This is a genomic window from Saccharothrix coeruleofusca (assembly GCF_017876325.1).
Lineage (GTDB): Bacteria > Actinomycetota > Actinomycetes > Mycobacteriales > Pseudonocardiaceae > Actinosynnema > Actinosynnema coeruleofuscum.
Window position 1 is genome coordinate 3384254 of sequence record NZ_JAGINV010000001.1, and the last position, 24699, is coordinate 3408952.

General features: G+C 72.2%; 19 protein-coding genes. 6 read left to right on the forward strand and 13 right to left on the reverse strand.

What is annotated here, in order from left to right:
- Positions 1-61 precede the first annotated feature (61 nt).
- The 3 genes from hisG to JOF41_RS15345 form a co-directional block, all read right to left on the reverse strand.
- Positions 62-925 (reverse strand): ATP phosphoribosyltransferase, encoded by an 864-nt coding sequence (gene hisG / locus JOF41_RS15335; RefSeq protein WP_189227156.1) that lies wholly within the window; start codon positions 923-925, stop codon positions 62-64.
- A gap of 225 nt (positions 926-1150) precedes the next feature.
- A complete protein-coding gene (locus tag JOF41_RS15340; RefSeq protein ID WP_209619747.1) occupies positions 1151-1747 on the reverse strand; it encodes an FMN reductase in 597 nt (198 codons plus the stop codon).
- Positions 1744-2826 carry an LLM class flavin-dependent oxidoreductase gene (locus JOF41_RS15345; protein WP_209624227.1) on the reverse strand — a complete coding sequence of 361 codons (1083 nt, stop codon included), beginning with the start codon at positions 2824-2826 and terminating at the stop codon, positions 1744-1746. The genes JOF41_RS15340 and JOF41_RS15345 overlap by 4 nt, the downstream gene beginning before the upstream one ends.
- 223 nt (positions 2827-3049) lie before the next feature.
- Here JOF41_RS15345 and JOF41_RS15350 point away from each other — a divergent pair, with 223 nt between their 5' ends.
- Positions 3050-3289, forward strand: a complete 240-nt coding sequence (locus JOF41_RS15350; protein WP_189227154.1) for a hypothetical protein — start codon at positions 3050-3052, stop codon at positions 3287-3289.
- Positions 3290-3373: 84 nt separating this feature from the next.
- Here JOF41_RS15350 and JOF41_RS15355 read toward each other — a convergent pair whose 3' ends face one another.
- The 4 genes from JOF41_RS15355 to JOF41_RS15370 all read right to left on the reverse strand — a co-directional run bounded on the left by JOF41_RS15355 (position 3374) and on the right by JOF41_RS15370 (position 9297).
- A complete protein-coding gene (locus tag JOF41_RS15355; protein WP_189227153.1) occupies positions 3374-3727 on the reverse strand; it encodes a nuclear transport factor 2 family protein in 354 nt (117 codons plus the stop codon).
- An 87-nt stretch (positions 3728-3814) separates the two neighbouring features.
- Complete coding sequence (locus JOF41_RS15360) at positions 3815-4570, reverse strand: sugar phosphate isomerase/epimerase family protein (RefSeq protein ID WP_209619750.1); 756 nt, start codon at positions 4568-4570, stop codon at positions 3815-3817.
- A 183-nt stretch (positions 4571-4753) separates the two neighbouring features.
- Positions 4754-7234 carry a DNA gyrase/topoisomerase IV subunit A gene (locus JOF41_RS15365; protein ID WP_209619753.1) on the reverse strand — a complete coding sequence of 827 codons (2481 nt, stop codon included), beginning with the start codon at positions 7232-7234 and terminating at the stop codon, positions 4754-4756.
- A 20-nt stretch (positions 7235-7254) separates the two neighbouring features.
- Positions 7255-9297, reverse strand: a complete 2043-nt coding sequence (locus JOF41_RS15370) for a DNA gyrase/topoisomerase IV subunit B (RefSeq protein WP_189227151.1) — start codon at positions 9295-9297, stop codon at positions 7255-7257.
- A gap of 362 nt (positions 9298-9659) precedes the next feature.
- Here JOF41_RS15370 and JOF41_RS15375 point away from each other — a divergent pair, with 362 nt between their 5' ends.
- Positions 9660-11729: a hypothetical protein gene (locus tag JOF41_RS15375; protein WP_209624229.1), complete on the forward strand. Its 2070-nt coding sequence runs from the start codon at positions 9660-9662 to the stop codon at positions 11727-11729.
- A 50-nt stretch (positions 11730-11779) separates the two neighbouring features.
- Here JOF41_RS15375 and JOF41_RS15380 read toward each other — a convergent pair whose 3' ends face one another.
- The 4 genes from JOF41_RS15380 to JOF41_RS15395 all read right to left on the reverse strand — a co-directional run bounded on the left by JOF41_RS15380 (position 11780) and on the right by JOF41_RS15395 (position 16402).
- Entirely contained in the window at positions 11780-13135 is a 1356-nt protein-coding gene (locus JOF41_RS15380) for a GH1 family beta-glucosidase (RefSeq protein ID WP_189227150.1), read from the reverse strand.
- A 181-nt stretch (positions 13136-13316) separates the two neighbouring features.
- The gene (locus tag JOF41_RS15385; protein WP_189227149.1) at positions 13317-14204 is read right to left on the reverse strand and encodes a carbohydrate ABC transporter permease; all 888 of its coding nucleotides are present in this window, start codon (positions 14202-14204) and stop codon (positions 13317-13319) included.
- Positions 14205-14214: 10 nt separating this feature from the next.
- On the reverse strand, positions 14215-15135 hold the full coding sequence (locus JOF41_RS15390; RefSeq protein ID WP_189227148.1) for a carbohydrate ABC transporter permease: 921 nt from the start codon (positions 15133-15135) through the stop codon (positions 14215-14217).
- A 7-nt stretch (positions 15136-15142) separates the two neighbouring features.
- Entirely contained in the window at positions 15143-16402 is a 1260-nt protein-coding gene (locus JOF41_RS15395; protein ID WP_209619754.1) for an ABC transporter substrate-binding protein, read from the reverse strand.
- A 277-nt stretch (positions 16403-16679) separates the two neighbouring features.
- Here JOF41_RS15395 and JOF41_RS15400 point away from each other — a divergent pair, with 277 nt between their 5' ends.
- Positions 16680-17807 carry a LacI family DNA-binding transcriptional regulator gene (locus tag JOF41_RS15400; RefSeq protein ID WP_209619757.1) on the forward strand — a complete coding sequence of 376 codons (1128 nt, stop codon included), beginning with the start codon at positions 16680-16682 and terminating at the stop codon, positions 17805-17807.
- 156 nt (positions 17808-17963) lie between these two features.
- Here JOF41_RS15400 and JOF41_RS15405 read toward each other — a convergent pair whose 3' ends face one another.
- Positions 17964-18350, reverse strand: a complete 387-nt coding sequence (locus tag JOF41_RS15405) for a winged helix-turn-helix transcriptional regulator (protein WP_229796310.1) — start codon at positions 18348-18350, stop codon at positions 17964-17966.
- Between the two features lie 94 nt (positions 18351-18444).
- On the opposite strand from JOF41_RS15405, the gene JOF41_RS15410 reads away from it, so the two are divergent.
- From JOF41_RS15410 to JOF41_RS15420, 3 genes are all read left to right on the forward strand, one after another.
- Positions 18445-19266, forward strand: a complete 822-nt coding sequence (locus JOF41_RS15410; protein WP_209619763.1) for an NAD(P)H-binding protein — start codon at positions 18445-18447, stop codon at positions 19264-19266.
- A gap of 11 nt (positions 19267-19277) precedes the next feature.
- The gene (locus tag JOF41_RS15415) at positions 19278-20138 is read left to right on the forward strand and encodes a haloalkane dehalogenase (protein WP_209619766.1); all 861 of its coding nucleotides are present in this window, start codon (positions 19278-19280) and stop codon (positions 20136-20138) included.
- A 77-nt stretch (positions 20139-20215) separates the two neighbouring features.
- Positions 20216-21361 (forward strand): AAA family ATPase, encoded by a 1146-nt coding sequence (locus tag JOF41_RS15420; protein ID WP_209619769.1) that lies wholly within the window; start codon positions 20216-20218, stop codon positions 21359-21361.
- On the opposite strand, the gene icmF is transcribed toward JOF41_RS15420, so the two are convergent.
- Positions 21312-24554, reverse strand: coding sequence for a fused isobutyryl-CoA mutase/GTPase IcmF (gene icmF / locus JOF41_RS15425; RefSeq protein ID WP_189227141.1), 3243 nt, complete (start codon positions 24552-24554; stop codon positions 21312-21314). The genes JOF41_RS15420 and icmF overlap by 50 nt on opposite strands.
- Between the last annotated feature and the right edge of the window lie 145 nt (positions 24555-24699).

Here is a 24699-nt window from a genome sequence, read left to right on the forward strand (position 1 = left end):
CCCCCGACGCGCGGTGGGTGGCCGGTGGGCACCACGCGAGGCCGCGTCGGAGGCGCGGTGGTCAGATCCGGCAGGTGTCCAGGGAGCTGACCAGGATCGCGCGGGCGCCGACGCGCCACAGCTCGTCCATGACGCGCGGCGCGTGGTCGCGCGGGACCAGCGACCGCACGGCGACCCAGCCCTCGCGGGCCAGCGGGGAGACCGTGGGCGCCTCGATGCCGGGCACCAGCTTGAACGCCTCCTCCTGGGCGGCCACCGGGCAGTCGAAGTCCAGGATCACGTAGCGCCGGGCGATCAGCACGCCCTGGAGCCTGCGGGTGAGGACCTCCACCGCGTCCACGGTCTGCTGGGTGTCGGCGACCTGCTCGCCCTGGATCAGCACCGCCTCGGACTTCAGGATGGGGTCGCCGAAGGTCTGCAGGCCCGAGGTGCGCAGCGTGGTGCCGGTCTCCACCACGTCGGCGATGGCGTCGGCCACGCCGAGTTCCACGGCGGTTTCCACCGCGCCGTCGAGCCGCACCAGGTGGGCCTCGATGCCCAATTCGGCCAGGTGCTCCTGGACCAGCTTCGGGTAGCTGGTGGCGATCCGCTTGCCCGCCAGCCCGGCGGCGTCGGAAATGCCTCCGGGTTTGCCCGCGAAGTAGAACGCGGCGCGGCCGAAGCCGAGCGAGAGGATTTCTTTGGCGGAGACGGTGGAATCGCGCAGCAGGTCGCGGCCGGTGATGCCGACGTCCAGCGACCCCTCGCCCACGTAGACCGCGATGTCCCTGGGGCGGAGGAAGAAGAACTGCACGTCATTGGCCGGGTCCGCGACGATCAACTCCCGCCCGGACCGGTTGACGCGGTATCCCGCCTCGGCCAGCATTTGCGCGGCGGGAGCACTCAGCGACCCTTTGTTGGGCAGGGCGAAGCGTAGAGCAGCCATGGCGGCGAGTCTCCCACACCGGGTCCGTGTCACCCGATCAGGGGGCGCATCCCAAGGAATGAAAACCGGTTGTGCACCAGCGGTTCACCACATTTTTCGCGAGCGGTCGTGATATCCGCCGCATTCCGGCCCTCCGGGTTCGAGGACCCCGATCGCCACGCCCGCGCGGGCGCAGCGCGAGCGGACCGCCGCGCCTGCCCGGACGCGGCGGTCGTGATCGTCGCCCTACGGCGTGGGCCGCCCGCCGTTGAGCAGCTGCTCGAACGGCACCACGTCGCCGTAGGGGTCGGCGGGCGCGGCGGGCGCGCGGCCCGCCAGCAGGTCGGCCAGCTCCGCGCCCGCGCGGTCGATGCGCTCGACCAGCCCCGCCTGCGCGCCCCAGTCCGACGACGCGGCGTAGACGCCGGTCGGCAGCACGATCGCGCGCAGGTAGGCGAACAGCGGGCGCAGCGCGTGGTCGAGCACCAGCGAGTGGCGCTCGGTGCCGCCGGTCGCCCCGATCAGCACCGGCTTGCCCACCAGCGAGCCCGGTTCCAGCACGTCCACGAAGGACTTGAACAACCCGCTGTAGGAGGCGTTGAACGTCGGCGTCACCGCGATCAGCGCGTCCGCGCCCACCACGTCCTCGACCACCCGGCGCAGCCGCGCGCCGGGGAAGCCGGTGACGAGGTTGTCGGCCACGTCGCGGGCCAGGTCGCGCAGGTGCACGACCTTCGTGTCCACGTCGATCCGGTTCGCCACCGCGGTGGCGAGCCGGTCGGCCAGCAGGTGGCTGGACGACGGCTCGCCGAGCCCGGCGGACACCACGGCCAGGGTGGTCATCGCACGACCTCCGCCTTCGCCGCGAGCAGCCCCCGGTGGGTGGGGGCGTCGGGCACGTCGGCCGGGCGGCCGACCGCGAACTCCGCGCGCAGCACCGGGACGATCTCGCCGAGGAAGTCCAACTGCTCCAGCACGGTCTTCAGCGGCAGGCCCGCGTGGTCCATCAGGAACAGCTGGCGCTGGTAGTCGCCGAAGTGCTGCCGGAAGGTCAGCGTCTTGTCGATGACCTCCTGGGGGCTGCCCACGGTCAGCGGGGTCTGCTCGGTGAACTCCTCCAGCGACGGCCCGTGCCCGTAGACCGGGGCGTTGTCGAAGTAGGGCCGGAACTCGCGGACCGCGTCCTGGGAGTTGCGGCGCATGAACACCTGACCGCCCAGGCCCACGTACGCCTGGTGCGCGGCGCCGTGCCCGTAGTGCTCGAAGCGCTGCCGGTAGAGGTTGATCAGCCGGATGTAGTGCTCCTTGGGCCAGAAGATGTTGTTGGCGAAGAAACCGTCGCCGTAGTAGGCGGCCTGCTCGGCGATCTGCGGGCTGCGGATCGAGCCGTGCCAGACGAACGGCGGCACGCCGTCGAGCGGGCGCGGGGTCGCGGTGAACGACTGCAGCGGGGTGCGGAACCGGCCCTGCCAGTCGACCACGTCCTCCCGCCACAGCTTGTGCAGCAGGGCGTAGTTCTCCACCGCCAGGTCGATGCCGTCGCGGATGTCCTTGCCGAACCAGGGGTACACGGGGCCGGTGTTCCCCCGCCCGAGGACCAGGTCCACCCGACCGTCGGCCAGGTGCTGCAGCATCGCGTAGTCCTCGGCGATCTTCACCGGGTCGTTGGTGGTGATCAGCGTGGTGGCGGTGGACAGGATCAGCCGCTCGGTGCGGGCGGCGATGTAGCCCAGCATGGTGGTGGGCGAGGACGGCACGAAGGGCGGGTTGTGGTGCTCGCCGGTGGCGAAGACGTCCAGACCGACCTCCTCGGCCTTGAGCGCGATGGTGACCATCGCCTTGATGCGCTCGGCCTCCGTGGGCGTCCGGCCCGTGGTGGGGTCGGGCGTCACGTCGCCGACGGTGAAGACGCCGAACTGCATCATGTCCGCTCCTCGATCAGGTAGTTGCGCTTTCAACTACTTGTTCCAACAGTACCCCCTCCCCCGCTATTCCGACCCCGCCGGGGGCAGTGGTCCGATGACCCGCCGACCGCCGCCGATAGTTACCCATTCGTGCATCCGACCACCCCCGGCCGTCCCTACCTTGGGGTTACGAGACGCCCCGGACCGGGCGCCCCCACCACTCAGCAGAGGGCCGCATCGCATGGACAGGGACGAGCTGCTCTTCAACGCTTGGCTCACCAGCGTCAACACCCGGCTGGGCCGCTACGTCGTACGCCTGGTCGACGAAGCCTGCCTCAGACCCGCGCCCCGGCACTCGGTGCCGCTGGTGCAGGTCGAGCGCGAACTGGCCGAGGACCTCACCGAGCTCGCCGACGCCATCGCCCGCAAGGCCGCCGGGGAGTCCTTCCCGGTGCAGAGCACGGCGGACCGCAGGCGCTGACCGGCTCGACCGCGCGGACCTCGGCGGTGGCCGCCGCCGGGGCGCTGCCGGGGTGGCGCGAGGCACGCGCCCGCTGATCAGGCGCTACCCGCCGTAGCCCTCGCACAGGTACGAGCGCTCCTGGTGGATCAGGCCGTCGACGAGGTGGAAGACGTCGATCGAGCGCTTGCCCGCCACCTCCAGCTCGGCGAACACCGTCGCCTTGCAGGTGTCCTCGGCGATCGCGAGCACCCGCAAAGGCTCATCGCGCCCCTGGTACGCCTCCTCCAGCGCCGCCAGGTAGTCGCGCACGCCGATGACGGTCCTGCCGGAGGGCCAGGTGGTCGACCGGATGTCGGGGTGCACCAGCATGGCGGCCCCGGCCCAGTCGCGGGCGTTCTCCGCGACGTAGAGCCGCCGCACCAAGTCCGTGGGCCCGCCGGGCGCGATGTCGGTCATGCTCCCATGGTCGCGCGAGTCGTGCCCGGCCACAGCTCAGCCATCAGCCCACCACGAGCGGAGCGGGCAGTGCGACCGAGGCGACCCTCATGCCCCCAGCCAGGCGAGCAGGGCGGCGGCGTCACGGCGCATCGACTCCGGCGAGTCGTCGGCGACGAACTCCAGCACGACGTGCCGGTCCCGGCCGTCCTCGGCCAGCAGCGCGAGCAGCGGACGCCACAGGTCCGCGCGCTCGGCCAGCGCCAGCCGGTCGGTGTAGCCGCCCGACCCCCAGGAGAAGGCGTGCACCGCGGCCAGCCGCGGCAGCAGCGCGGTCACCTCGGCCAGGCACGCGGCGACCTCGGGGCTCGCCTTCGGCTGCCAGTGCGCGACCAGGCCGTCCACCTCGTCCAGCAGCCGCAGCGCGGAGGCCAGGTCGTCGGTGAGCGAGCAGGCGTGGTGCTCGGCGGTGACCGCGATGCCGCGCCCGGCCGCCAGCTCCGCGCAGCGGCGCAGGTCGTCGGTGATCCGCGCGCGCTCGGCCGGGCCGGTCTCCGCGGAGCCCCGCACCCCCGCCCACACCCGCACGCGCGGCGCGCCCAGCGCTTCGGCGGAGTCCAGGACGGCGGCGAACTCGGCCGGGTCGCCGCGGCCTGCCTTGTAGTAGGAGCCGTAGGTGCCGATCACCAGTCCGCGCACCCGGCACAGCTCGGCCACCCGCGCGGCCCTCGCCGGGTCGCCCGGCGGCACGTGCACGTCGGCTCCCCACTCGACCGCCCCCAACCCGGCGTCCGCGACCAGGTCGACGACCTCGTCCACGGCCCTGCCCCGGAAGGTGACCGAAGCCAATCCCGCGATGATCATGCCCCCGCCCCCTCCCAAAGCGCCTGCAAGTACCACCCGACGGCCACATCGGGGCCGACAGCTACTACCCGAGGTGCGTGGACGCGCGGTTCGCAGTGTCCGGACGCGCGGTTCGTGATGCCCGAACGCGCGACTCGCGGTGGCCCGGAGGAGTGCGCGGCCAGGCCACCGCGAGCGGGCGGGTCAGCCGCGCTCGACCAGGTGGCCGACCACGTCCGGACCGGGGTGGGGCGCACCGGAGCCGTCCCGGCGCTGGTCCACCTCGGGCAACTCGACCGCCGACCCGTTGCTCGCCGCGCCCGCGGGCCGAGGACCAACCCACGCCAGCACCAGGCCCTGCTCTCCCTTGAGGAACCGGTGGGCCCGCACCCCGCCGGTCGCCCGCCCCTTCGCCGGGTACGCGGCGAACGGCGTCACCTTCACGCTCTGCCCGGTCGAGGTGACCACCATCGGCTCGCCGTGCTCGTCGTCATCGGTGCGCACCGCACCGAAGAACACCACCTTCTCCCCCGCGCCCAGGTTGATGCCCGCCATGCCACCACCCCTGAGCCCCTGCGGGCGGACCAGCGACGCGCTGTAGCGCAGCAACGAGGCATCCGACGAGACGAACACCAGCGTGCTGTCCGCACCCGCCAGCCACGTCGCCCCGACCACCTCGTCACCCTCCTTGAGGGTGATCACCTCGAACTCGTCCGACCGCACCGGCCACTCCGGCGCGCACACCTTCACCACGCCCTGCCGCGTGCCCAGCGCCAACCCCGGCGACTCGCCCGGCACCAGCGGGGCGATGCCCACCACCCGCTCGCCCTTGCCCAGGTCCAGCAGCTCACTGGCCGCCATCCCGCCGCTGAGCGACACCGTGCCGCTGGCCTCGGGCAGCACCGGCAGCGGCAGCACGTCCACCTTCACCGCCCGACCCCGGTTGGTCACCAGCAGCACCTGGCCGCGCGCCGTGGTGTGCACCACCGCCGCCACCGCGTCGTGCCGCGCCCGACCGTTGCGCCTGCGCGCCTCCGAAGCCTCCTCCGACTCCGCCGCCGTGCGCGCCACCAGCCCCGTCGCCGACAGGATCACCTGGCACGGGTCGTCGGCCACCTCCAGCGGCCCGGCGGGCTTCGACGCCGCCAGCACCTCCTTCAGGTCACCGTCGAGCAGCACCGTGCGCCGAGGGGCGGTCAGCTCCTTGGCCACCTTGCCCAGCTCCGTCGAGACGACCTTGCGCAGCACCTTGTCGTCCTCGAGGATGCGGGTCAGCTCCGCGATCTCGTTGCGCAGCCGGTCCTGCTCGGCCTCCAGCTCGATCGCGTCGTAGCGGGTCAGCCTGCGCAGCGGCGTGTCCAGGATGTAGGTGGCCTGCACCTCCGAGAGCTTGAACCGCTTGACCAGGCCCTCCTTCGCGGCCTGGGCGTTCTCGCTGCCCCGGATCAGCTTGATCACCTTGTCGATGTCCACCAGCGCCTTGAGCAGGCCCTCGACCAGGTGCAGCCGGTCCTCCCGCTTGCGCCGCCGGAACCGGGTCCGCCGCGTCACCACCTCGTAGCGGTGCGCCAGGAACACCTCCAGCAGCGCCTTGAGCCCCAGCGTGCGCGGCTGCCCGTCCACCAGCACCAGGTTGTTGATGCCGAACGACTGCTCCAGCGGCGTCAGCCGGTACAGGTCCGCCAGCAGCGCCTGCGGGTTCACCCCGACCTTGCACTCCACCACCAGCCGGACGCCGTTCTCCCGGTCGGTGAGGTCCTTCACGTCGGCGATGCCGGTCAGCCGCTTGGACTTGGTGACCTCGTCGTGGATCTTCTCGATGATCTTCTCCGGGCCCACCCCGTAGGGCAGCTCGGTCACCGTGATGGCCTGCCGCCCCCGACTGCCCTCCAGCGGCCCGGTCTCCACCTTGGCCCGCATCCGCACCACGCCGCGGCCCGTCTCGTACGCCCTGCGCACCTCGTCCAGCCCCAGCAGCACACCGCCGGTGGGCAGGTCCGGGCCCGGCACGAACTCCATCAGCTTGTCCAGCGAGGCGTCCGGGTGCGAGATCAGGTGCCGCGCCGCCGCCACGACCTCGCCCAGGTTGTGCGGGATCATGTTCGTCGCCATGCCGACCGCGATCCCCGAGGTGCCGTTGACCAGCAGGTTCGGGAACGCCGCAGGCAGCACCGAGGGCTCCTGCAACGAGCCGTCGTAGTTCGGCCGGAACTCGACGGTGTCCTCGTCAAGCTCCCCCACCAGCAGCATCGCCGCCGACGACATCCGCGCTTCGGTGTATCTCGACGCGGCCGGCCCGTCGTCTGGACTGCCGAAATTTCCGTGCCCGTCGATCAGCGGCGCGTTCAGCGAGAAGTCCTGGGCCAATCTGACCATGGCGTCATAAATGGCCGTGTCACCGTGCGGGTGGTACTTGCCCATCGTGTCGCCGACCACTCGCGACGATTTCACGTAAGGTGAATTCGGGCGGTGGCCCTGCTCGTTCATGGAGTACAGGATGCGGCGGTGGACCGGCTTCAGCCCGTCCCGCGCGTCGGGCAGCGCGCGGGAGTGGATGACCGAGTACGCGTACTCCAGGTAGGAGTCCTCGATCTCGGTGGTCAGCGAGTTGTCGAACACCTGCGCGCCCGCGCGGTCGAAGGCGGACGGGTCGACCCTGGTGACGGGGCCCTTGCGGCGTGCCATGGCTGAGCGTTCTCCTGGCGTCAGACGTCGATCGCGGACTGGTCGACCCGTGCGGCGGACTCGACGAGCCACGCGCGGCGCGGCTCGACCTTCTCCCCCATGAGCAGTTCGAGCGCGGCCTCGGCCGCCTCGGCGTCGTCGAGGGTGATCCGGCGGACCGAGCGGGTGGCGGGGTTCATGGTGGTTTCCCACAGCTCGTCGGCGTCCATCTCGCCCAGTCCCTTGAACCGGGGAACGGGCTTGACCACCGTTTTGCCCGCCTTTTCCAACTGGGCGACCTTGCGCTCCATCTCGCGCTGGGTGAAGGTGAAGTGGGTTTCCGGGTTGCGGCCCTTGGTCACCACCTTGTGCAGCGGGGGCATCGCGGCGTAGAGCCTGCCGTCCTCGATGACCGGTCGCATGTACTTGGCGAACAGGGTGATCAGCAGGGTGCGGATGTGCGAGCCGTCGACGTCCGCGTCGGCCATCAGGATGACGCGGCCGTAGCGCATGGCGGCCAGGTCGAAGGTGCGGCCGGTGCCCGCGCCGAGGACCTGCACGATGGAGGCGATCTCCGCGTTGCGCAGGGTGTCGGCCAGGCTGGCTTTCTGGACGTTGAGGATCTTGCCGCGCAGCGGCAGCAGCGCCTGGTACTCGGAGACGCGCGCCATGCGCGCCGAGCCCAGGGCGCTGTCGCCTTCCACGAGGAACAGTTCGCTTCGCGAAACACCTGTGGTGCGGCAGTCGACCAGCTTGGCGGGCATGGCCGCGCCTTCCAGCGCGGTCTTGCGGCGGGCGGCGTCCTTCTGCTGCTTCTGGGTCAGCCGGACGCGGGAGGCGTCGACGACCTTCTGCAGCACGACCTTGGCCTCGGCCTTGGTGCGGCGGTCCTCGGTCCAGGCCTTGACGTGCCGCTCGACGACGCCCAGGACGACCTTGGTGATGCCCGCGGTGGACAGTTCGTCCTTGGTCTGGGAGGTGAACTGGGGCTCGGGGATGCGGACGTGGATCACGGCCGTCATGCCCTCCAGCACGTCCTCCAGGGTGGGCGGGTCCTCCTTGGGCTTGAGCAGGCCCCTGGTGCGGCCGATGGCCTCCTGGACCGCCTTGAGCACCGCGCGCTCGAAGCCGCGGCGGTGGGTGCCGCCGTGCACGTTGCGGATGGTGTTGGTGAAGCACTCGACGGTGCGCTCGTAGCCGGTGCCCCAGCGCAGGGCGATCTCGACCTCGGCGTGCCGCTCGACCTTGGAGCGCATGACGCCGTTCTCGTCGGCGGCGTTCTCGTGGTAGACGCCGTCGCCGGTGACCAGGAGGGTGCCGGAGACGGCCTTCTCGCCGGAGGGGGCGAGGAAGTCGACCATGTCGGCCAGGCCGCCGGGGTAGTGGAAGACCTCTTCGGAGATGGCGCCGCCGGTGGCGTCGCGCAGCACGTAGGTGACGCCGGGGACGAGGAAGGCGGTGTTGCGCAGCTTGGTGCGGACGGCCTCGACGTCCAGCGCGGCGCCGTTCTCGAAGTAGCGGGCGTCGTGCCAGTAGCGGATGGAGGTGCCGGTGCGCTTGGTGCGGCCGGTGACGCGCAGGCCGGACTGGCGGGTGAAGGCGGCCTTGGGACCGGGGCCGTCGAAGACGCCGGGCACGCCGTGGGCGAAGGACATCTCGTGGGTCTTGCCCTCCCGCCGGACGGTGACGTCGAAGCGGTGGGACAGGGCGTTGACCGCGGAGGCGCCGACGCCGTGCAGGCCGCCGGAGGTCTTGTAGCCGGAGCCGCCGAACTTGCCGCCCGCGTGCAGGCGGGTGAGCACCAGCTCGACGCCGGACAGGCCGGATTTGGCGTGCACGCCGGTGGGGATGCCGCGGCCGTCGTCGTCGACCTGGACGCTGCCGTCGGCGTGCAGGGTGACCGCGATCCGGGTGGCGTGGCCCGCGACGCCCTCGTCGGTGGAGTTGTCCACGATTTCGGTGAACAGGTGGTTGATGCCGCGGCTGTCGGTGGAGCCGATGTACATGCCGGGGCGCTTGCGAACCGCTTCCAGACCCTCCAGGTGGGTCAGGTCGTCGGCCCCGTAAAGGATCTCAGCGGTCACCGGACTCCCCAGGTCGTGGCGTTCATCGGGCGGTTCACGGTAGTGGAGGGTAACCACCGGGTCCGACATTTCTGCGGACACCGTGCTCGGTGACCGGGTCGGACGGTGTGGTGGTCGCCACCGCGGGCGGTTCGCCGGTGTCGGCGGGCGCCGCTCGTGGTGGGGCCGTCCCGGAGAGCGGGGTGTGGTGGCCCACCGCGTGAGTTTTCATCCTACCTCTAACGAGCGACAGGCGATGAACGGTGGGTATCGGGTCCACTGTGGACCGGGCCGCGATGGGAGGCCAAACCCGTTCGTGTGACCCCCGGTAGAGTGCCGCCGAATCCCCCGCAGGTCCGGCCAGGAGGTGATCGGGCGCCTTGGTGTTCCGACGTTCCGCCCCGAAGGAGAGCGCGCCGCAGGCGCCTCCGCCGCCGCCCGTCGAACCGGTGGTGGAGCAGGAGCCCCCGCCTCCGCCCCCGCCCGCCTACTCGGCGTCGTTCTCGGGTCCGGCGCTGGTGGTGGCGCCGCCGTCCGGGGCGTCCCCGGCGGCGGCGGCGCTGGCCAGGAGCCTGCCGGTGGACCGGGGGCGCACGGTGGTCGTGGTGGACGCGCCACCGGGCGAGGAGGCGGCGTTCTGGCACGCCGTGGCCGCCGCGCTGCACGGCCGCGGTCCGGTGCGGCTGGCGACCTCGCACGCGGGCACGATGCGCCCGACCGCGCCCGCGCAGTGGCTGGCCGAGCAGCTGCAGACCGAGGTGGTGGCTCCCGACGGGGTGCTGAGCACGGTGCCCGGCGCGGCGTTCGTGACCGGCGCGGGCGGCGGGTACGGCAGCTGGCTGCGCTTCCTGCCGGGGGCTTCGCCGACGCCGATGGGCAGGCGGTTCCCGGTGCCGCAGTGGGAGGCGGTGGACCCGAACTCCCTGTGGCCGACCGGCGAGGTGGGGGTCTCCGAGCCGATCCCGGCGGGGCTGTGGCTGCGGGCGCAGCGCACGCCGCCGGACCTGGCCTCCCCGGAGGCGCGGGCGGTGCTGGCGCTGCCGTGCCGGGACGCGGTGCTGACCGTCGTGGTGGGCGGTCCCGGCCAGCCGCCGATCCCGGTGGAGGAGGTGTGCAGGCTGCTGGCGGGGCTGTCGTCGGCGGCGCGGACGCGGGTGCGGCTGGTCTGGTACGGCGGCGAGCACCAGGCGCAGGCGGTGGCCGACCAGCTCGGCGAGCCGGTGTCGCTGTACACCGGTCTGCCGGTGGGCGCGCTGCGGGCGGGGGCCGCGGTGGTGGCGGTGAACCCGCGCGGCCAGCAGACGTGGCGGCCGTACGTGACCGAGGTGCGCTACCAGCCGGGCGGGCCGCCCGTGGTGGCCGCCTACCGGCCACCGGTGCAGGGCCTGGTCGAGCGCGGGCCGGGGGTGTTCGACCTGGGCGGCGGCGTGGTGCTGGAGGTGGTGCCGTCCGGGCTGTGGGTGCGCGACGCCGAGGACGGCAGGGCGGCGGAGGTGCGCGCGCTGCCGGTGGACCCGGAGTGGGCGCGGCTGACCGTGGGCACCCCCGGCCGGACCACCGCGGGCGCGGTGGCCGTGGCGGGCGCGTCGCTGGTGGAGCGCCTGGAGCCGGAGGTGCGCAGGCTGCTGAGGGTGGTCTTCTGCGACCCGACGCCGCCGCCCCGGCCCCCGGTGGCCGAGGAGCCGCCGCCCGCGGCGGTGGCGGAGGACCCGATCCCGCTCAGCGTCGACGGCCCGCTGGCGGCGCCACCCGCGCCGCTGTGGGGCGAGCTGTCCGGCGACGAGGTCGTGCCCGCCGACCACCGCAGCACCGAGCAGGAGCGCGACGCGCTGCGGCGGATGCTGGGCGAGCGGTACGGGCAGCACGCCGCCGTGGCGTGCAGGCACCTGGTCGAGCGGCCGGACGACCCGGAGGCGTTCGAGGCGGTGGTGACCGACCTGGCCGCGGTGTCGGCGTGCCTGACCCAGGACGAGGAGGTCATGGTCGAGGCGTTCCGCCTCGGCAAGCTGGGCAGGCTGCGGCCGTACGCGGCGGCGGTGGTGTCGGGGCTGCGCAGGCTGCCGGTGTACCAGGGGGTGACGGTGTGCTGGGGCGAGCCGCACCAGTACCGGACCGGTGACCTGCTGGTGGAGCACGGCCCGCTGAGCACGGTGGCCGGACCGGTGCCCGCGGACGGCCGCACGGAGTTCCTCATCTGGTCGGTGGCCGGGCGGCGGGTGACCGTGGTCGACCAGTTCGGCGGAGTGCTGCAGGAGCGGGTGGTCTTCCCGCCCGGCACGACCTTCAAGGTGCTGGCGGTGGTGGAGGCCGAGGAGGGCGCGCCGATGCAGGTGATGCTGCAGGAGGTGGCGGGACCGCGCGCCGACCTGCCCGCCGGGGTCCTCGGGACGCTGGAGCGGGCGGCGGTGACGCTGCGGGCGCAGACGCGGGAGTGGGCCCGCGCGGCGACCTGACGTCCCTGGCCCCGCGAACGCGCGGTTCGCGGGGCCGGGGACGCGCCGGGTCAGCGCTTGCCCGCGATCCAGTCGCGGTACCAGTGGAAGCTGGCCCTCGGGGTGCGCTGCTGGGTGGCGTAGTCGACGTGCACGAGGCCGAACCGGTGCTTGTACCCGTGCGCCCACTCGAAGTTGTCCAGCAGCGACCACGCGAAGTAGCCGCGCAGGTCCACCCCGGCCGCCATGGCCTCGTGGGCGGCGGCCAGGTGGGTGCGCAGGAACTCGATGCGCTCCTGGTCGTCGAACCCCGGCGTGTCCGGGTACACGCACCCGTTCTCGGTGACGTAGACCGGCGGCAGGTCCGGGTAGCGGTTCTTGAGCCCCACCAGCGTCTCGGTCAGCCCCTGGGGCTCGACCGGCCAGCCCATGCCGGTGCGCGGCACGTCGGGCAGCCGGGTGGTGTCGATGCCGATGTCCACCGCGGTCCGGGTGGCCGGGTCGGGGTCGCGGTGCGGCGCGGCGGTGACGTGCTGGCGGTAGTAGTAGTTGATGCCCACGTAGTCCAGTGGCGTGCCGATGACCTCCAGGTCCCCGTCGTGCCGGAAGGACTTGTCGGTCAGCTCGCCGAAGACCTCGTCGTAGTCGGCCGGGTAGCGGCCGCCGAAGATCGGGTCGGTGAACTGCCGCCGCAGCAGCAGGTCGTGCCTGCGCGCCGCGGCCACGTCGGCCGGGTCGTCGCTGGTGGGCACGGACGGCGACTGGTTGAGCACGATGCCGAAGCGGTGCGAGGACCGGCCCGCCTCGCGCAGCGCCCGCACCGCCAGGCCGTGGCCGAGCTGGAGGTGGTGGGCGGCGGCCAGCGCGCCGTGGCCCTCCTTGGCCCCCGGAGCGTGCCTGCCCTCGCCGTAGCCGACCATGGCCGAGACGTAGGGCTCGTTGAACGTGGTCCAGTGGTCGACCAGGTCCCCCAGCGCCTCCTGCACGACCAGCGCGTAGTCGACGAACCGCAGCGCGGTCTCGCGGGAGCGCCAGCCGCCCTCCTCCTCCAGCGCCTGCGGCAGGTCCCAGTGGTAGAGGGTGAGGAACGGCTCGACCCCGCGCTCCCGCATCCCCTCCACCAGCCGCCGGTAGAAGTCCAGCCCGCGCTGCTCGACCGGCCCCTTGCCGGTGGGCTGCACGCGCGGCCAGGCCACCGAGAACCGGTAGGAGTCCACGCCCAGCGCGGTCAGCAGGTCCAGGTCCTCGGCCCAGCGGTGGTAGTGGTCGCACGCCACCGCCCCGGTGTCGCCGCCCGCGATGGCGCCCGGCACCGCGCCGAACGCGTCCCAGATGGACGGACCGCGGCCGTCCGCGTCCACCGCGCCCTCGATCTGGTAGGACGAGGTGGCCACGCCCCAGCGGAACCCCTCGGGGAAGTCGGTCATCTAAAGCTCCCGTTGCGAATGCGCGGGTGTTTCGTGCCGCGCTGACAGCCGGTGGGACCGCGGGGAGGTTCCCGCGGTCCCACCGGGTGGAAGAGGAATCCGGTGTCCCCGTCGTCCTCGACGGGGTGCCGAGCAGGCTGTCGCGGCGGTGCTCCCCGGTCGTGCGCGACCGGGGAGGACGTCAGCCCTTCAACGCGCCCTGCATGATGCCGCCGACGATCTGCCTGCCGAACAGCAGGAACACCAGCAGCACGGGCACCGTGCCGATGGTGGCGGCGGTGAGCACCAGGGTGTAGTCGGTGGTGTAACCACTGGCCAGGGTGGACAGCGCGGTCTGCACCGTCGGGTTCTCCGGCACCAGCACCACCAGCGGCCAGAAGAAGTCGTTCCACGCCTGCATGAAGGTGAACAGCCCGAGCACGGCCGCGGCGGGCCGCGCCGCGGGCAGCACCACGTGCCAGTACAGCCTCAGCGAGCTGCACCCGTCCATGCGGCCCGCTTCCAGCAGCTCGTCGGGCACCGCCCGCTCGAAGTACTGGCGCATGAAGAACACGCCGAACGCGGTCACCAGGCCGGGCACGATCACCGCGTGGATCTCCCCGGCCCAGCCGAAGTCGCTCATCATCATGTAGAGCGGGATGACGCCCAGCTCGGTCGGCACCGCCTGGGTGGCGACGACCAGCAGCATCAGCGCCGAGCGGCCCCGGAAGCGCAGCTTGGCGAAGGCGAAGCCTGCCAGGGTGGAGAAGAACACCACCGACACCGTGATGGTGCCCGCCACCACCAGCGAGTTCATCAGCGCCAGCGCGAAGTCGGTGGTGTCGAAGACGCGGGCGATGTTGGCGAACAGGTGCCCGCCGGGCACCAGCACCGGCGGCACCCGGTCCACCGCCGCTGGTGTCTGCGAGGACACCACCAGCGACCAGTACACCGGGAAGGCGGAGCCCGCCAGCACGGCGATCAGCGCCGCGTAGGTCCACGGTCCGGCGACCACCGCGACCCGACGCCGCCGCTTGGGCGGCGTCGGGGAGGCGGCGGACGGCGCGGACCGGTCCAGCACGCTGGTCATGTCGGCCCTCCTAGTCGGTCCGGATGCGGCGGGCGGCCAGGTAGCTCAGCCCGGTGATCAGCACGGTCGCCACCAGCAGCAGCCAGGCGATGGCCGAGGCGTAGCCGAAGTCGTACTTGGCGAAGCCCTGCTCGTAGAGGTAGAGCGCGGCGGTCTGGAACTGCCGGTCGGAGCCGCCGGTGGCGGCGGCGGCTCCGGGGTTGAACAGCAGCGGTTCCGCCAGCAGCCGCATGTTGCCCGCGGTGGCGATCACCGTGGAGAAGATGATCTGCGGGCGCAGCATGGGGACGGTGATCCGCCAGAACTGCTGCCACGAGTTCGCCCCGTCCAGCCGGGCGGCCTCGTAGACCGAGGACGGGATGGCCTGCATCGACGCCAGGAAGATCAGCGCGTGGTAGCCCGTCCACCGCCACACCACCATGGTGGCGATGGCGACGTGCGAACTGGCGGTGCCCGCCTGCCAGTCGATGCGGCCTGCCCCGAACAGCTCCAGCACCCAGTTGATCAGCCCGAAGTCGCGGCCGAACAGCTGCGCGAAGATGATCGTCACCGCGGCCACCGAGGTGATGTTGGGCAGCAGCACGCCCATCCGGAACAGCGTGCGGGTGCGGATGCGCCGGTTGAGCAGCTGGGCGATGCCCAGCGCCAGCGCGATCTGCGGCACGGTGGTCAGCACCCACAGGCTCAGCGTGTTGCCCATGGCGTTCCAGAAGTACGGGTCGGCCGTGAGCAGCTGCGCGTAGTTCTCCAGCCCCACGAAGGTGGCCGAGTCGCCGTCGAGCAGGTTGCGGTCGTGCAGCGACACCCACGCCGTGTACAGCAGGGGGAACAGGCCGAACACCGCGAACAGCAGGAAGTACGGCGCGATGTAGGCGTAGGGCGCGTACCGGATGTCCCAGCGGTGGCGGCGTTCCCGCCAGTCCGTCCTCACCAGCGGCCTACTTCGCCAGCTTCTCGGCGTCGCCGACGAACTGCGTCCACGACTCCTCCGGACCCTGCTTGCCCTGCTCCACGCGCAGCATGGCGTTGCCGAGCTCGGTCTGCACGTCACCGGCCTTGGGGCCCTGGTACTGCGGCTTGAGCGCCTGGGCGGCGTCGGTGAAGACCTTGCCCACGGGGGCGTTGTTGAAGAACGGGTCGGTCTTCGAGGCGACCGACTGCTCGCTGTAGAGCTTGGGCGCGGACGGCAGCAGACCCGCCGAGGCGAACACCTTGGCCTGCTGCTCGGGCGCGGTCAGCCAGGTGGCCAGCTCGATGGCCTTCTCGGTGTTCTTGCCCTGCTTGGGCACGGTCAGGTACGAGCCGCCCCAGTTGCCGCCGCCGCCACCGGGCACCGCGGCCAGGTCCCACTTGCCCGCGGTGTCAGGCGCCTGGTCCTTGATCTTGGCCATCTGCCACGCCGGGCAGATCACGGTGGCGAACTGGCCCTGCTTGAAGCCGGTGTTCCACGCCGGGGTGCTGTAGAGCAGGCCCGCCGACAGGCCGTCGGCCACGCCCTTCGCGACCAGGTCCCAGCCCCTCTTGATGTCGGTGTTGCTGCCCACGACGATCTTGTCGTCGCGGTCGTAGTAGCCGGTGGGGGCCTGGCCGACGATCGCGTTGAGCAGGCTCGGCCCGCCGTCGAACCACTTCACGCCCGCGGGCGCCTTGGCCTGGAACTCACGGCCCTTGGCCATGAAGTCCTCCCAGGTCGGCCACAGGGCCGAGACCTGGTCGCGCTCGGTGGGCAGACCGGCCTGCTCCAGGAAGTCGCGGCGGTAGCAGATGGCCAGGCCGCCGACGTCGGTGCCGTAGCCGATCTGCTTGCCGTCCTTGGACAGCGACGCCTCCCACTTCCAGTCCAGCCACTGGTCCTTGCGGCTGGCGTCGAGCTCGACGAAGCGGTCCGGGTTGGTCTTGAACTGGTTGATGTAGCCGGTGTCCACGGCCTCGATGTCGGCCGCGCCGTTGTTGGTGGCCAGGTGCGCGGCGAGGTTCTTGTGGTGGTCGGAGTAGGAGGCGGTGCGGTCGGTGATGTCGATGTCCGGGTGCGCCTTCTCGTACTCCTCGAACAGCTGCTGGTAGCCGAAGTTGCCGAACAGGCCGATGGTGATGCGGGTCTTGCCGTCAGCGGCACCGCTGCCGCAACCGGCTACCAGGCTCGCGGCCAGCAGGCCAACGCCCAGCAGGGGTACGGCGGCTCTCGTGGTGCGGCGCATTTCGCTACTCCCCTTCCGTTTTTGGGCGCACCTGATACCGGGAACGTCCTCACGAGGGGTTTCCGGGAATGAGCCGGTGCGGTGCCAGCCCGGTGCGGTGTTCATGACAACCGCAGCCCGGCGACACCGTCAAGTAACAAAGCGATAACCTGGTTGTGCGGTGACCCCGGACACCCTGCTGGCGTTTCCGCAGGTGGTACGGTATCCAGCCTGGTCAGACCACAGAAGCCCCGGTGGGCTTGGAACGCTGTAACCGGTTACAAAGAGAAGAGCCCAGATGACCACCATCAGGGAGATCGCGGAACTCTGCGGGGTGTCCGTGGCGACCGTCTCGCGCGTTTTCAACCAGCCCTCCACGGTCAGCCGGGAAAAGCGCGAGGTGGTCGAGCGGGTGGCCCGCGAACTCGATTACCGGCCCAACGAGTCGGCCCGCGCGCTGGCCACCAAGCGCTCCGGCCTGATCGGCCTGGTCTGGGACACCGACCACCGCAGGCCCGGCTGGCGGCACCCGTACCTGCAGGAGCTGCTGATCGGGCTGAAGTCCGCGCTCAGCGCGCACGGCTACCACCTGCTGATGCTGGCCACCAGCGGGTCGGCCGCGCTGCGCGCGGTGGGGGCGTCGCTGGCCGACCCGGTGGCGTACGTGAACATGACGCGCAGGCACCACCTGGGCGGGCTGGTGCTCATCGACAGCGGCTCGGACGCGCCCGCGTTCGCCGCGTTCGCGCAGTCCGGCCTGCCGTGCGTGGCCGTGGACGTGGCCGTGCAGGGGCCGCGCGCCACCTACGTCACCTCCGACAACGTGGGGGGCGCGCGGATGGCGGTGCAGCACCTGGTGGCCGCCGGGCACCGGCGCATCGCCACCATCACCGGCCCGCCGCACAACCGCCCGGCCACCGACCGGCTCGCGGGCTACCGCGCCGCGATGGCCGAGGCGGACCTGCCCGTGCCGCCGGAGTACGTGGTCGCGGGCGACTTCTACCGCCCCAGCGGCCAGGCCGCGATGCGCGCGCTGCTGGCCCTGCCCGACCCGCCCACCGCGGTGTTCGCCGCGGGCGACGAGATGGCCGTGGGCGCGATGCTGGCGGCCCGCCACGCGGGCCTGGCCGTGCCCTCGGACGTGGCCGTGATCGGCTTCGACGACATCGAGCTGGCGGCGCTGGTCGACCCGCCGCTGACCACCCTGGCCCAGGACAAGGCGGGCATCGGCGTGGCGGCGGCGCGGGCGGTGCTGACCATGGTGCACGGCGGCGAGCCCCCCGCCCCCGCTTTCCTGCCCACCAAGCTGGTCGTGCGGGCCTCCGTGTCCGATGGCCCCGCCTCCGCCGGGGCGGCTCGGCCGCCCGGAAGCCTGCCCACCGGGCCCACGCCGACGCCGTCCGAGGCATCCGAGTGCGCGAGTTGAGCGTCCGGGCACCGCGAACCGAGCGTCCGGACACCGCGAGCCGAGCGTTGGGGTACCGCGGACCCAGCGGTCGGGCAGCGGATCGCGGTCAGCGGTCGACACGAGAAGCTCGGGTGGTGTTCGCGGGGGGCGCGGTCGATCCTCTGGGATGTGGGGCTAGCGCTTGGCCTTGGCGGCGTCGTAGGCCACCCGCGCCCGCTCCACCTCGGGCAGGCGCTCGGTCGACCACCGCGCCAGCGAGGCGAACAGCGGGGCGAGGCTGCGCCCGAGTTCGCTGATCTCGTACTCCACCCGCGGCGGCACCTCCGGGTGGTAGGTGCGCACCACCAGCCCGTCCCGCTCCAGCTGCCGCAGCCGCTGGGTGAGCACCTTGGGCGTGATCGAGCCGATGCGGCGCTCCAGCTCCACGAACCGCTGCCTGCCGTGCTCGTTCAGCGTCCACAGGATCGGCGTGGTCCACCGGCTGAACACCAGGTCCACCACCGGGGCGATGGGGCACGCCTGCTCCGGGTCGACCCGGCTCGTCACCGTCGCACCGCTCAAGGGTTCCTCCCGGGAAGCCACTTTCCTGTAGGTACCTACTATCTTCGCGATGCTAGCTTCGCCGCGATCTTCCGGACGAGCGAGGAGAAGCGGCATGATCGTGGTGACCGGGGCTACCGGGAACGTCGGGCGGACGCTGGTGGGTCTGGTGGCGTCGTCCGGTGAGGACGTGGTGGCGGTGTCCCGCCGATCACCGGAACCGCCTCTGCCGCAAGGGGTCCGGCACCAGTCCGCCGACCTCGCGGAGCCGGACGGCCTCCTGCCCGTCTTCGACGGCGCGGACGCGTTGTTCCTGCTGACCGCGGGCCGGGACCCGCGGGCGGTCCTCGACGCCGCCGAGGCGGGCGGGGTCCGGCGGGTCGTGCTGCTGTCGTCGCAGGGCGCGGGGACGCGTCCGCACCAGTACCCGCACCCGGCGGCGTTCGAACGGGCCGTGCGGGACCACGGCCTGCCGTGGACGGTCCTGCGCCCCGGCGGCTTCCACTCCAACGCGTTCGCCTGGGTCCGGTCGATCCGCGAGCAGCACACGGTCGCCGCCCCGTTCGGCGACGTGGCGCTGCCCACCGTCGATCCGGTCGACATCGCCGAAGTGGCCGCCGCGGCGCTGCTCGACCACGGCCACGAGGAGCGGACCTACGTGCTCACCGGCCCCGAGCCGACCACTCCGCGCGAGCGCGCCGAGGCCATCGGCGACGTGTTGGGCGTGCCGCTGCGGTTCGTCGAGCAGACGCGCGAGCAGGCCCGCGCGCGGATGACCGCGTTCATGCCCGAGCCTGTCGTGGACGCCACGCTGGCCATCCTCGGCGACCCGCTGCCCGAGGAACGGCGGGTCAGCGGCGACGTCGCACGACTGCTCGGGCGCCCAGCGCGGTCCTTCGCCGACTGGGCCGAGCGCAACGCCGCGATCTTCCGCTGAAGGGAACCCCCATGCACACCAACATCCTCGGCTCGACGCTGCACCACCGGGAAGTCGGCTCCGGAGCGCCGGTCGTCTTCCTGCACGGCAACCCCACGTCGTCGCACCTGTGGCGGCACGTCCTGCCCGCCATCGGCGGGGCGCGCAGGCGACTGGCCCCCGACCTCGTCGGCATGGGCGAGTCCGGGAAGCCTGACATCGCCTACACCTTCGCCGAGCACGCCGCCTACCTCGACGCCTGGTTCGACGCACTGGGGCTGGAGGAGGTCGTGCTGGTCGGGCACGACTGGGGTGGCGCGCTGGCGTTGGACTGGGCCGCCCGCCACCCGGAGCGGGTGCGGGGCGTCGCGTTCACCGAGACGATCGTGAAACCCCTGTCCTGGCAGGAGTTCCCCGAGGGCGGGCACGAACTGTTCCGGGCCGTGAGGACACCGGGCGTCGGCGAGGCGATGGTCCTGGACGAGAACGCGTTCCTGGAGAAGGTCCTGCCCATGACGGTCGCGAACCCGATCGCCGAGCAGGACCTGGAGGTCTACCTCGCCCCGTACCCGACTCCGGGGAGCCGCCGCCCGCTGCTGCAGTGGTCGCGCTCCATGCCGCTGGACGGCCAACCCGCCGACGTGGTGGCCCGCGTCGAGCGCTACGACCGCTGGCTGGCGGCCAGCGGCGAGGTCCCGAAGCTGCTGATCACCTTCGAGCCGGGGCCGGGCGCGATGACGACGCCGGAGACCGTGCGGTGGTGCCGGGAGAACATCACGGGCCTGCGCGTCCACCACCACCCGGAACCGGCGGGCCACCACACGCCGGAGGACCACCCGGAGGTCGTCGCGGCGGCCGTCACCGCCTGGCTGGACGACCACGACCTGGGCTGAGCGACCCGGAAGTCCTTTCCGGGGCGGCAGTCCCCGGCATTAGGATGCGGGTCTTCCCGGTGTGGGGGTGAACAGCGTTGAGCACACCCGTCCTGTGGCTGTCCGGTCCGCCGGGCGTCGGCAAGACCGCTGTCGGCTGGGAGGTCTACTCCCGCCTCGCCGGCTCCGGCATCAGGACCGGCTACGTCGACATCGACCAGTTGGGCATCTGCTACCCCGAGCCCTCCGACGACCCCGGACGGCATCGGATGCAGGCGCGCAACCTCGCCGGGGTGGTGGCCGACTTCCGAGCCGCCGGGGCGCGGTGCGTCGTCGTGTCCGGGGTCGTCGACGTCGACCGCGGCGTGCCGGTCGACCTGCTGCAGGGCGTCGCGCTGACCGTGTGCCTGCTGCGGGCCGCCCCGGAAGAACTCGAACGGCGTTTCCTGGGCCGGGGGGAACCGGTCGAGCAGGTCGAGCACGTCCTGCGGGAGGCCGAGGCCCTGGACGCCCGCGACTTCGCCGATTTCCGCGTCGACACGACTGGTCTGCCGGTGGTCGACGTGGCTCGGCGGGTGCTGGAGCACGGGTGGCCCGTGCTCACCGACCCCGGCCCCTGCCCCAGCGCGGCCGCACCGCGAGCCGACGGGCCGGTGCTGTGGCTGTGCGGGGTCACCGGCGTGGGCAAGTCGGCGGTCGGCTTCGACGTGTACCGACGGGTTCTGCGCACCGGGCGCAGGGTCGCCTACGTCGACCTGGACCAGCTCGGCTTCCTCGGCCCCGCTCCGGCGGACCACGGCGTGCGGGCCCGCAACCTGGCCGTGCTGTGGGGGACCTACCGCGCGGCCGGGGCCGAGGCGGTGGTCGTGGTCGGCCCGGTCGAGGACGCGGCCGCGTTCGAGGTGTACGCCCAAGCGCTCCCCGCCGCGACCATCACGCTGTGCGGGCTGCACGCCGGCCGCGCCCGGCTGGCCGAGCGGATCGCGGCGCGCGGGCGGGGAGGCGGTTGGTGGCAGCCGGGCGACCCGCTGCGGGGCCGCTCGACCGCGCACCTGCTCCGCGTCGCCGAGCGGGCCGCCGCCGACGCCGAGGCGCTGCGCCGCACCGGCATCGGCGACCTGTGGATCGACACCGGGGCGTTGAGCGCCGAGGACGCCGCCGAGGAGGTCCTCAGCCGGTCCGGCTGGCCCGACCTCACACGTTGCGCCGGTACTGGCCGCCCACCTCGAAGAACGCCTCGGTGATCTGCCCCAGCGTGCACACCCGCGCCGCGTCCATCAGCACCGCGAACACGTTCTCCCCCGACGCGGCGGCCTCCTTGAGCCTGCGCAGCGCCGGCTCCGCCTCGGCCGCGTGCGCCTCGGCGAACGCGCGGGTGCGCTCCACCTGCGACCGCTTCTCCTCCTCGGTGGCCCGCGCCAGCTCGATCTCCACCCGCTCGGGCGTTCCCGACTCGGGCAGGAACGTGTTGACCCCGATCAGCGGCAGCGACCCGTCGTGCTTGCGCTGCTCGTACAGCATCGACTCGTCCTGGATGCGGCCGCGCTGGTAACCGGTCTCCATCGCGCCCAGCACGCCGCCGCGCTCGGAGAGCCGGTCGAACTCCGCCAGCACGGCCTCCTCGACCAGGTCGGTCAGCTCCTCGATGACGAACGAGCCCTGCAGGGGGTTCTCGTTGGCCGCCAGGCCCCACTCCTTGTTGATGATGAGCTGGATGGCCATCGCCCGCCGCACCGAGGACTCCGTCGGCGTGGTGATCGCCTCGTCGTAGGCGTTGGTGTGCAGGGAGTTGCAGTTGTCGTAGAGCGCGCACAGCGCCTGCAGCGTGGTGCGGATGTCGTTGAAGTCCATCTCCTGCGCGTGCAGCGACCGCCCGGAGGTCTGCACGTGGTACTTGAACTTCTGCGACCGCTCGTTGGCCCCGTAGCGCTCCCGCATGGCCACCGCCCAGATCCGCCGGGCGACGCGGCCGATCACGCTGTACTCGGCGTCCATCCCGTTGGAGAAGAAGAACGACAGGTTCGGGGCGAAGTCGTCGATCTTCATGCCGCGCGCCAGGTAGGACTCGACGTAGGTGAACCCGTTGGCCAGGGTGAAGGCGAGCTGGCTGATCGGGTTCGCACCGGCCTCGGCGATGTGGTAACCGGAGATCGACACCGAGTAGAAGTTGCGCACCTTGTTCTGGATGAACCACTCCTGGATGTCGGCCATCATCCGCAGCGAGAACTCGGTGGAGAAGATGCAGGTGTTCTGCCCCTGGTCCTCCTTGAGGATGTCGGCCTGCACGGTGCCGCGCACGGTCGCCAGCGCGTGCGCCTTGAGCTGCTCGGCCTCGGCGGCGGTGGGCTCGCGGCCGTGCTCGGCGCGGAAGGCGTCCAGCCGCTGGTCCACCACCGTGTTGAGGAAGAACGCCAGGATCGTCGGCGCGGGTCCGTTGATGGTCATCGACACCGAGGTGGTCGGCGCGGTCAGGTCGAACCCGTCGTAGAGCGCCTTCATGTCGTCCAGCGTCGCGATGGACACGCCGGAGGTGCCGATCTTGCCGTACACGTCCGGCGGGGTGTCCGGGTCGCGGCCGTACAGGGTCACCGAGTCGAACGCGGTGGACAGCCTGGTCGCCTCCGAGCCGCGCGACAGGTACTTGAACCGCCGGTTGGTGCGGAAGGCGTCGCCCTCGCCCGCGAACATGCGCGCCGGGTCCTCGCCCTCGCGCTTGAACGGGAACACGCCCGCGGTGTAGGGGAAGCGGCCGGGCAGGTTCTCCTTGCGCAGGAACCTCAGCAGCGTGCCGTCGTCGTCGTAGCGGGGCAGCGCCACGCGCGGAACCTTGTTGCCCGACAACGTCTCCCGCGTCAACCGGGTGCGGATCTCCTTGTCCCGCACGCGCACCACCAGCTCGTCACCGGTGTAGTCCTCGACCACCTCGGGCCACTGGGCCAGCAGGTCGGCCACGTCCGCGTCGACCCGCCGCCGCGCCGAGGCCAGCAGGTCGTCGACCACCGCGGTGTCGTGCCCGGCGGCGGCCAGCTCCTCGCGCGCGGCGCGCAGGTGCGCCACCCGGCGCACCGCGTCCACGTGCGTCTCGGTGGCGCGGTGGTAGCCGCGCACGGTCTCGGCGATCTCCGAGAGGTAGCGGGCCCGCGAGGGCGGCACCACGGTGGCGGCCGAGGTGGAGACCTTGCCCGCCACGGCGGGAAGCGCACCCCGCTCGACGCCCAGCCCGCGCCGCGCCAGCTCGTCGCGCAGGTGCTGGTACAGCGCGGTCACGCCGTCGTCGTTGAACGTCGCCGCGCTGGTGCCGAAGACCGGCATGTCCTCCCACGAGCGGCCGAACGCCTCGCGGTTGCGCACCAGCTGCCGCGCCACGTCGCGGCGGGCGTCCTCCGCGCCGCGTCGCTCGAACTTGTTGATGGCCACCGCGTCGGCGAAGTCCAGCATGTCGATCTTCTCCAGCTGCGACGCGGCGCCGAACTCCGGCGTCATCACGTACAGCGAGAGGTCGGCGAACGGCACGATCGCCGCGTCGCCCTGGCCAATGCCCGGCGTCTCCACCACCACGAGGTCGAACCCGGCCGCGCGGCAGGCCAGCACGGCGTCGGCCAGCCCGTCGGGCACCTCCGCGCCCGCGCGCCGGGTGGCCATCGACCGGAAGTAGACCCGGTCGCCGTCCAGGCAGTTCATCCGGATGCGGTCGCCCAGCAGCGCGCCGCCGCCGCGCCGCCGCGTCGGGTCGATGGCCAGCACCGCGATGCGCAGCTTGTCCTGCTGGTCCAGCCGGAACCGGCGGACCAGCTCGTCGGTCAGCGAGGACTTGCCCGAGCCGCCGGTGCCGGTGATGCCCAGGACGGGCACCGGGCGCGAGGCCGCGGCGCGCGCCATCGCCGCGCGCACGTCCTCGGGCAGCCTGCCCGCCTCGATCAGGGTGATCGCCCTGGCCAGCACGTCCTGCGCGCCGGTGAACAGCGCGTCCCAGTCGGTCGGGGCGTCCAGGGCCAGGTCGCGGTCGCACTCCCGGACCATGGTGTTGATCATGCGGGCCAGGCCGAGCCGCTGCCCGTCCTGCGGGGAGAAGATCCGCGCCACGCCGCGCGAGTGCAGCAGCTCGATCTCCTCGGGGACGATCACGCCGCCCCCGCCGCCGAAGACCTTGACGTGCCCGGCGCCGCGCTTGGCCAGCAGTTCGACCAGGTAGGTGAAGTACTCGACGTGGCCGCCCTGGTAGGCGCTGATGGCCACGCCCTGCACGTCCTCCTGCAGCGCCGCGTCGACGACCTCGCGCACCGAGCGGTTGTGGCCGAGGTGGATCACCTCCGCGCCCTGCGACTGCAGGATGCGGCGCATGATGTTGATCGCGGCGTCGTGGCCGTCGAACAGGCTGGCCGCGGTCACGAAGCGGACCGGGTTGCGGGGCACGTGCAAGGTGTTGGAGGTGGTCACGACGGCTCCTTCGACATCGCGGGCACCCCTAGATTACTAGGACATCCGTCTATTGGAAGTGCTAGGGAAATGTGCTCCACCTCACCGGTGTTTGATCCACAGCCGCCCCCCGTCCGTTTCCCCTCAAGAGGCCCGTGTAGCGTTG

Bases quoted from the DNA above. Each gene is read 5' to 3' on its own strand.
- JOF41_RS15415 (WP_209619766.1), top strand. From the start codon at position 19,278: ATGCACACCAACATCCTCGGCTCGACGCTGCACCACCGGGAAGTCGGC.
- JOF41_RS15345 (WP_209624227.1), bottom strand. From the start codon at position 2,826: ATGCAGTTCGGCGTCTTCACCGTCGGCGACGTGACGCCCGACCCCACC.
- JOF41_RS15385 (WP_189227149.1), bottom strand. From the start codon at position 14,204: ATGACCAGCGTGCTGGACCGGTCCGCGCCGTCCGCCGCCTCCCCGACG.
- JOF41_RS15395 (WP_209619754.1), bottom strand. From the start codon at position 16,402: ATGCGCCGCACCACGAGAGCCGCCGTACCCCTGCTGGGCGTTGGCCTG.
- JOF41_RS15340 (WP_209619747.1), bottom strand. From the start codon at position 1,747: ATGACCACCCTGGCCGTGGTGTCCGCCGGGCTCGGCGAGCCGTCGTCC.
- JOF41_RS15365 (WP_209619753.1), bottom strand. From the start codon at position 7,234: ATGGCACGCCGCAAGGGCCCCGTCACCAGGGTCGACCCGTCCGCCTTC.
- hisG (WP_189227156.1), bottom strand. From the start codon at position 925: ATGGCTGCTCTACGCTTCGCCCTGCCCAACAAAGGGTCGCTGAGTGCT.
- JOF41_RS15350 (WP_189227154.1), top strand. From the start codon at position 3,050: ATGGACAGGGACGAGCTGCTCTTCAACGCTTGGCTCACCAGCGTCAAC.
- JOF41_RS15380 (WP_189227150.1), bottom strand. From the start codon at position 13,135: ATGACCGACTTCCCCGAGGGGTTCCGCTGGGGCGTGGCCACCTCGTCC.
- JOF41_RS15400 (WP_209619757.1), top strand. From the start codon at position 16,680: ATGACCACCATCAGGGAGATCGCGGAACTCTGCGGGGTGTCCGTGGCG.
- JOF41_RS15360 (WP_209619750.1), bottom strand. From the start codon at position 4,570: ATGATCATCGCGGGATTGGCTTCGGTCACCTTCCGGGGCAGGGCCGTG.
- JOF41_RS15410 (WP_209619763.1), top strand. From the start codon at position 18,445: ATGATCGTGGTGACCGGGGCTACCGGGAACGTCGGGCGGACGCTGGTG.
- JOF41_RS15355 (WP_189227153.1), bottom strand. From the start codon at position 3,727: ATGACCGACATCGCGCCCGGCGGGCCCACGGACTTGGTGCGGCGGCTC.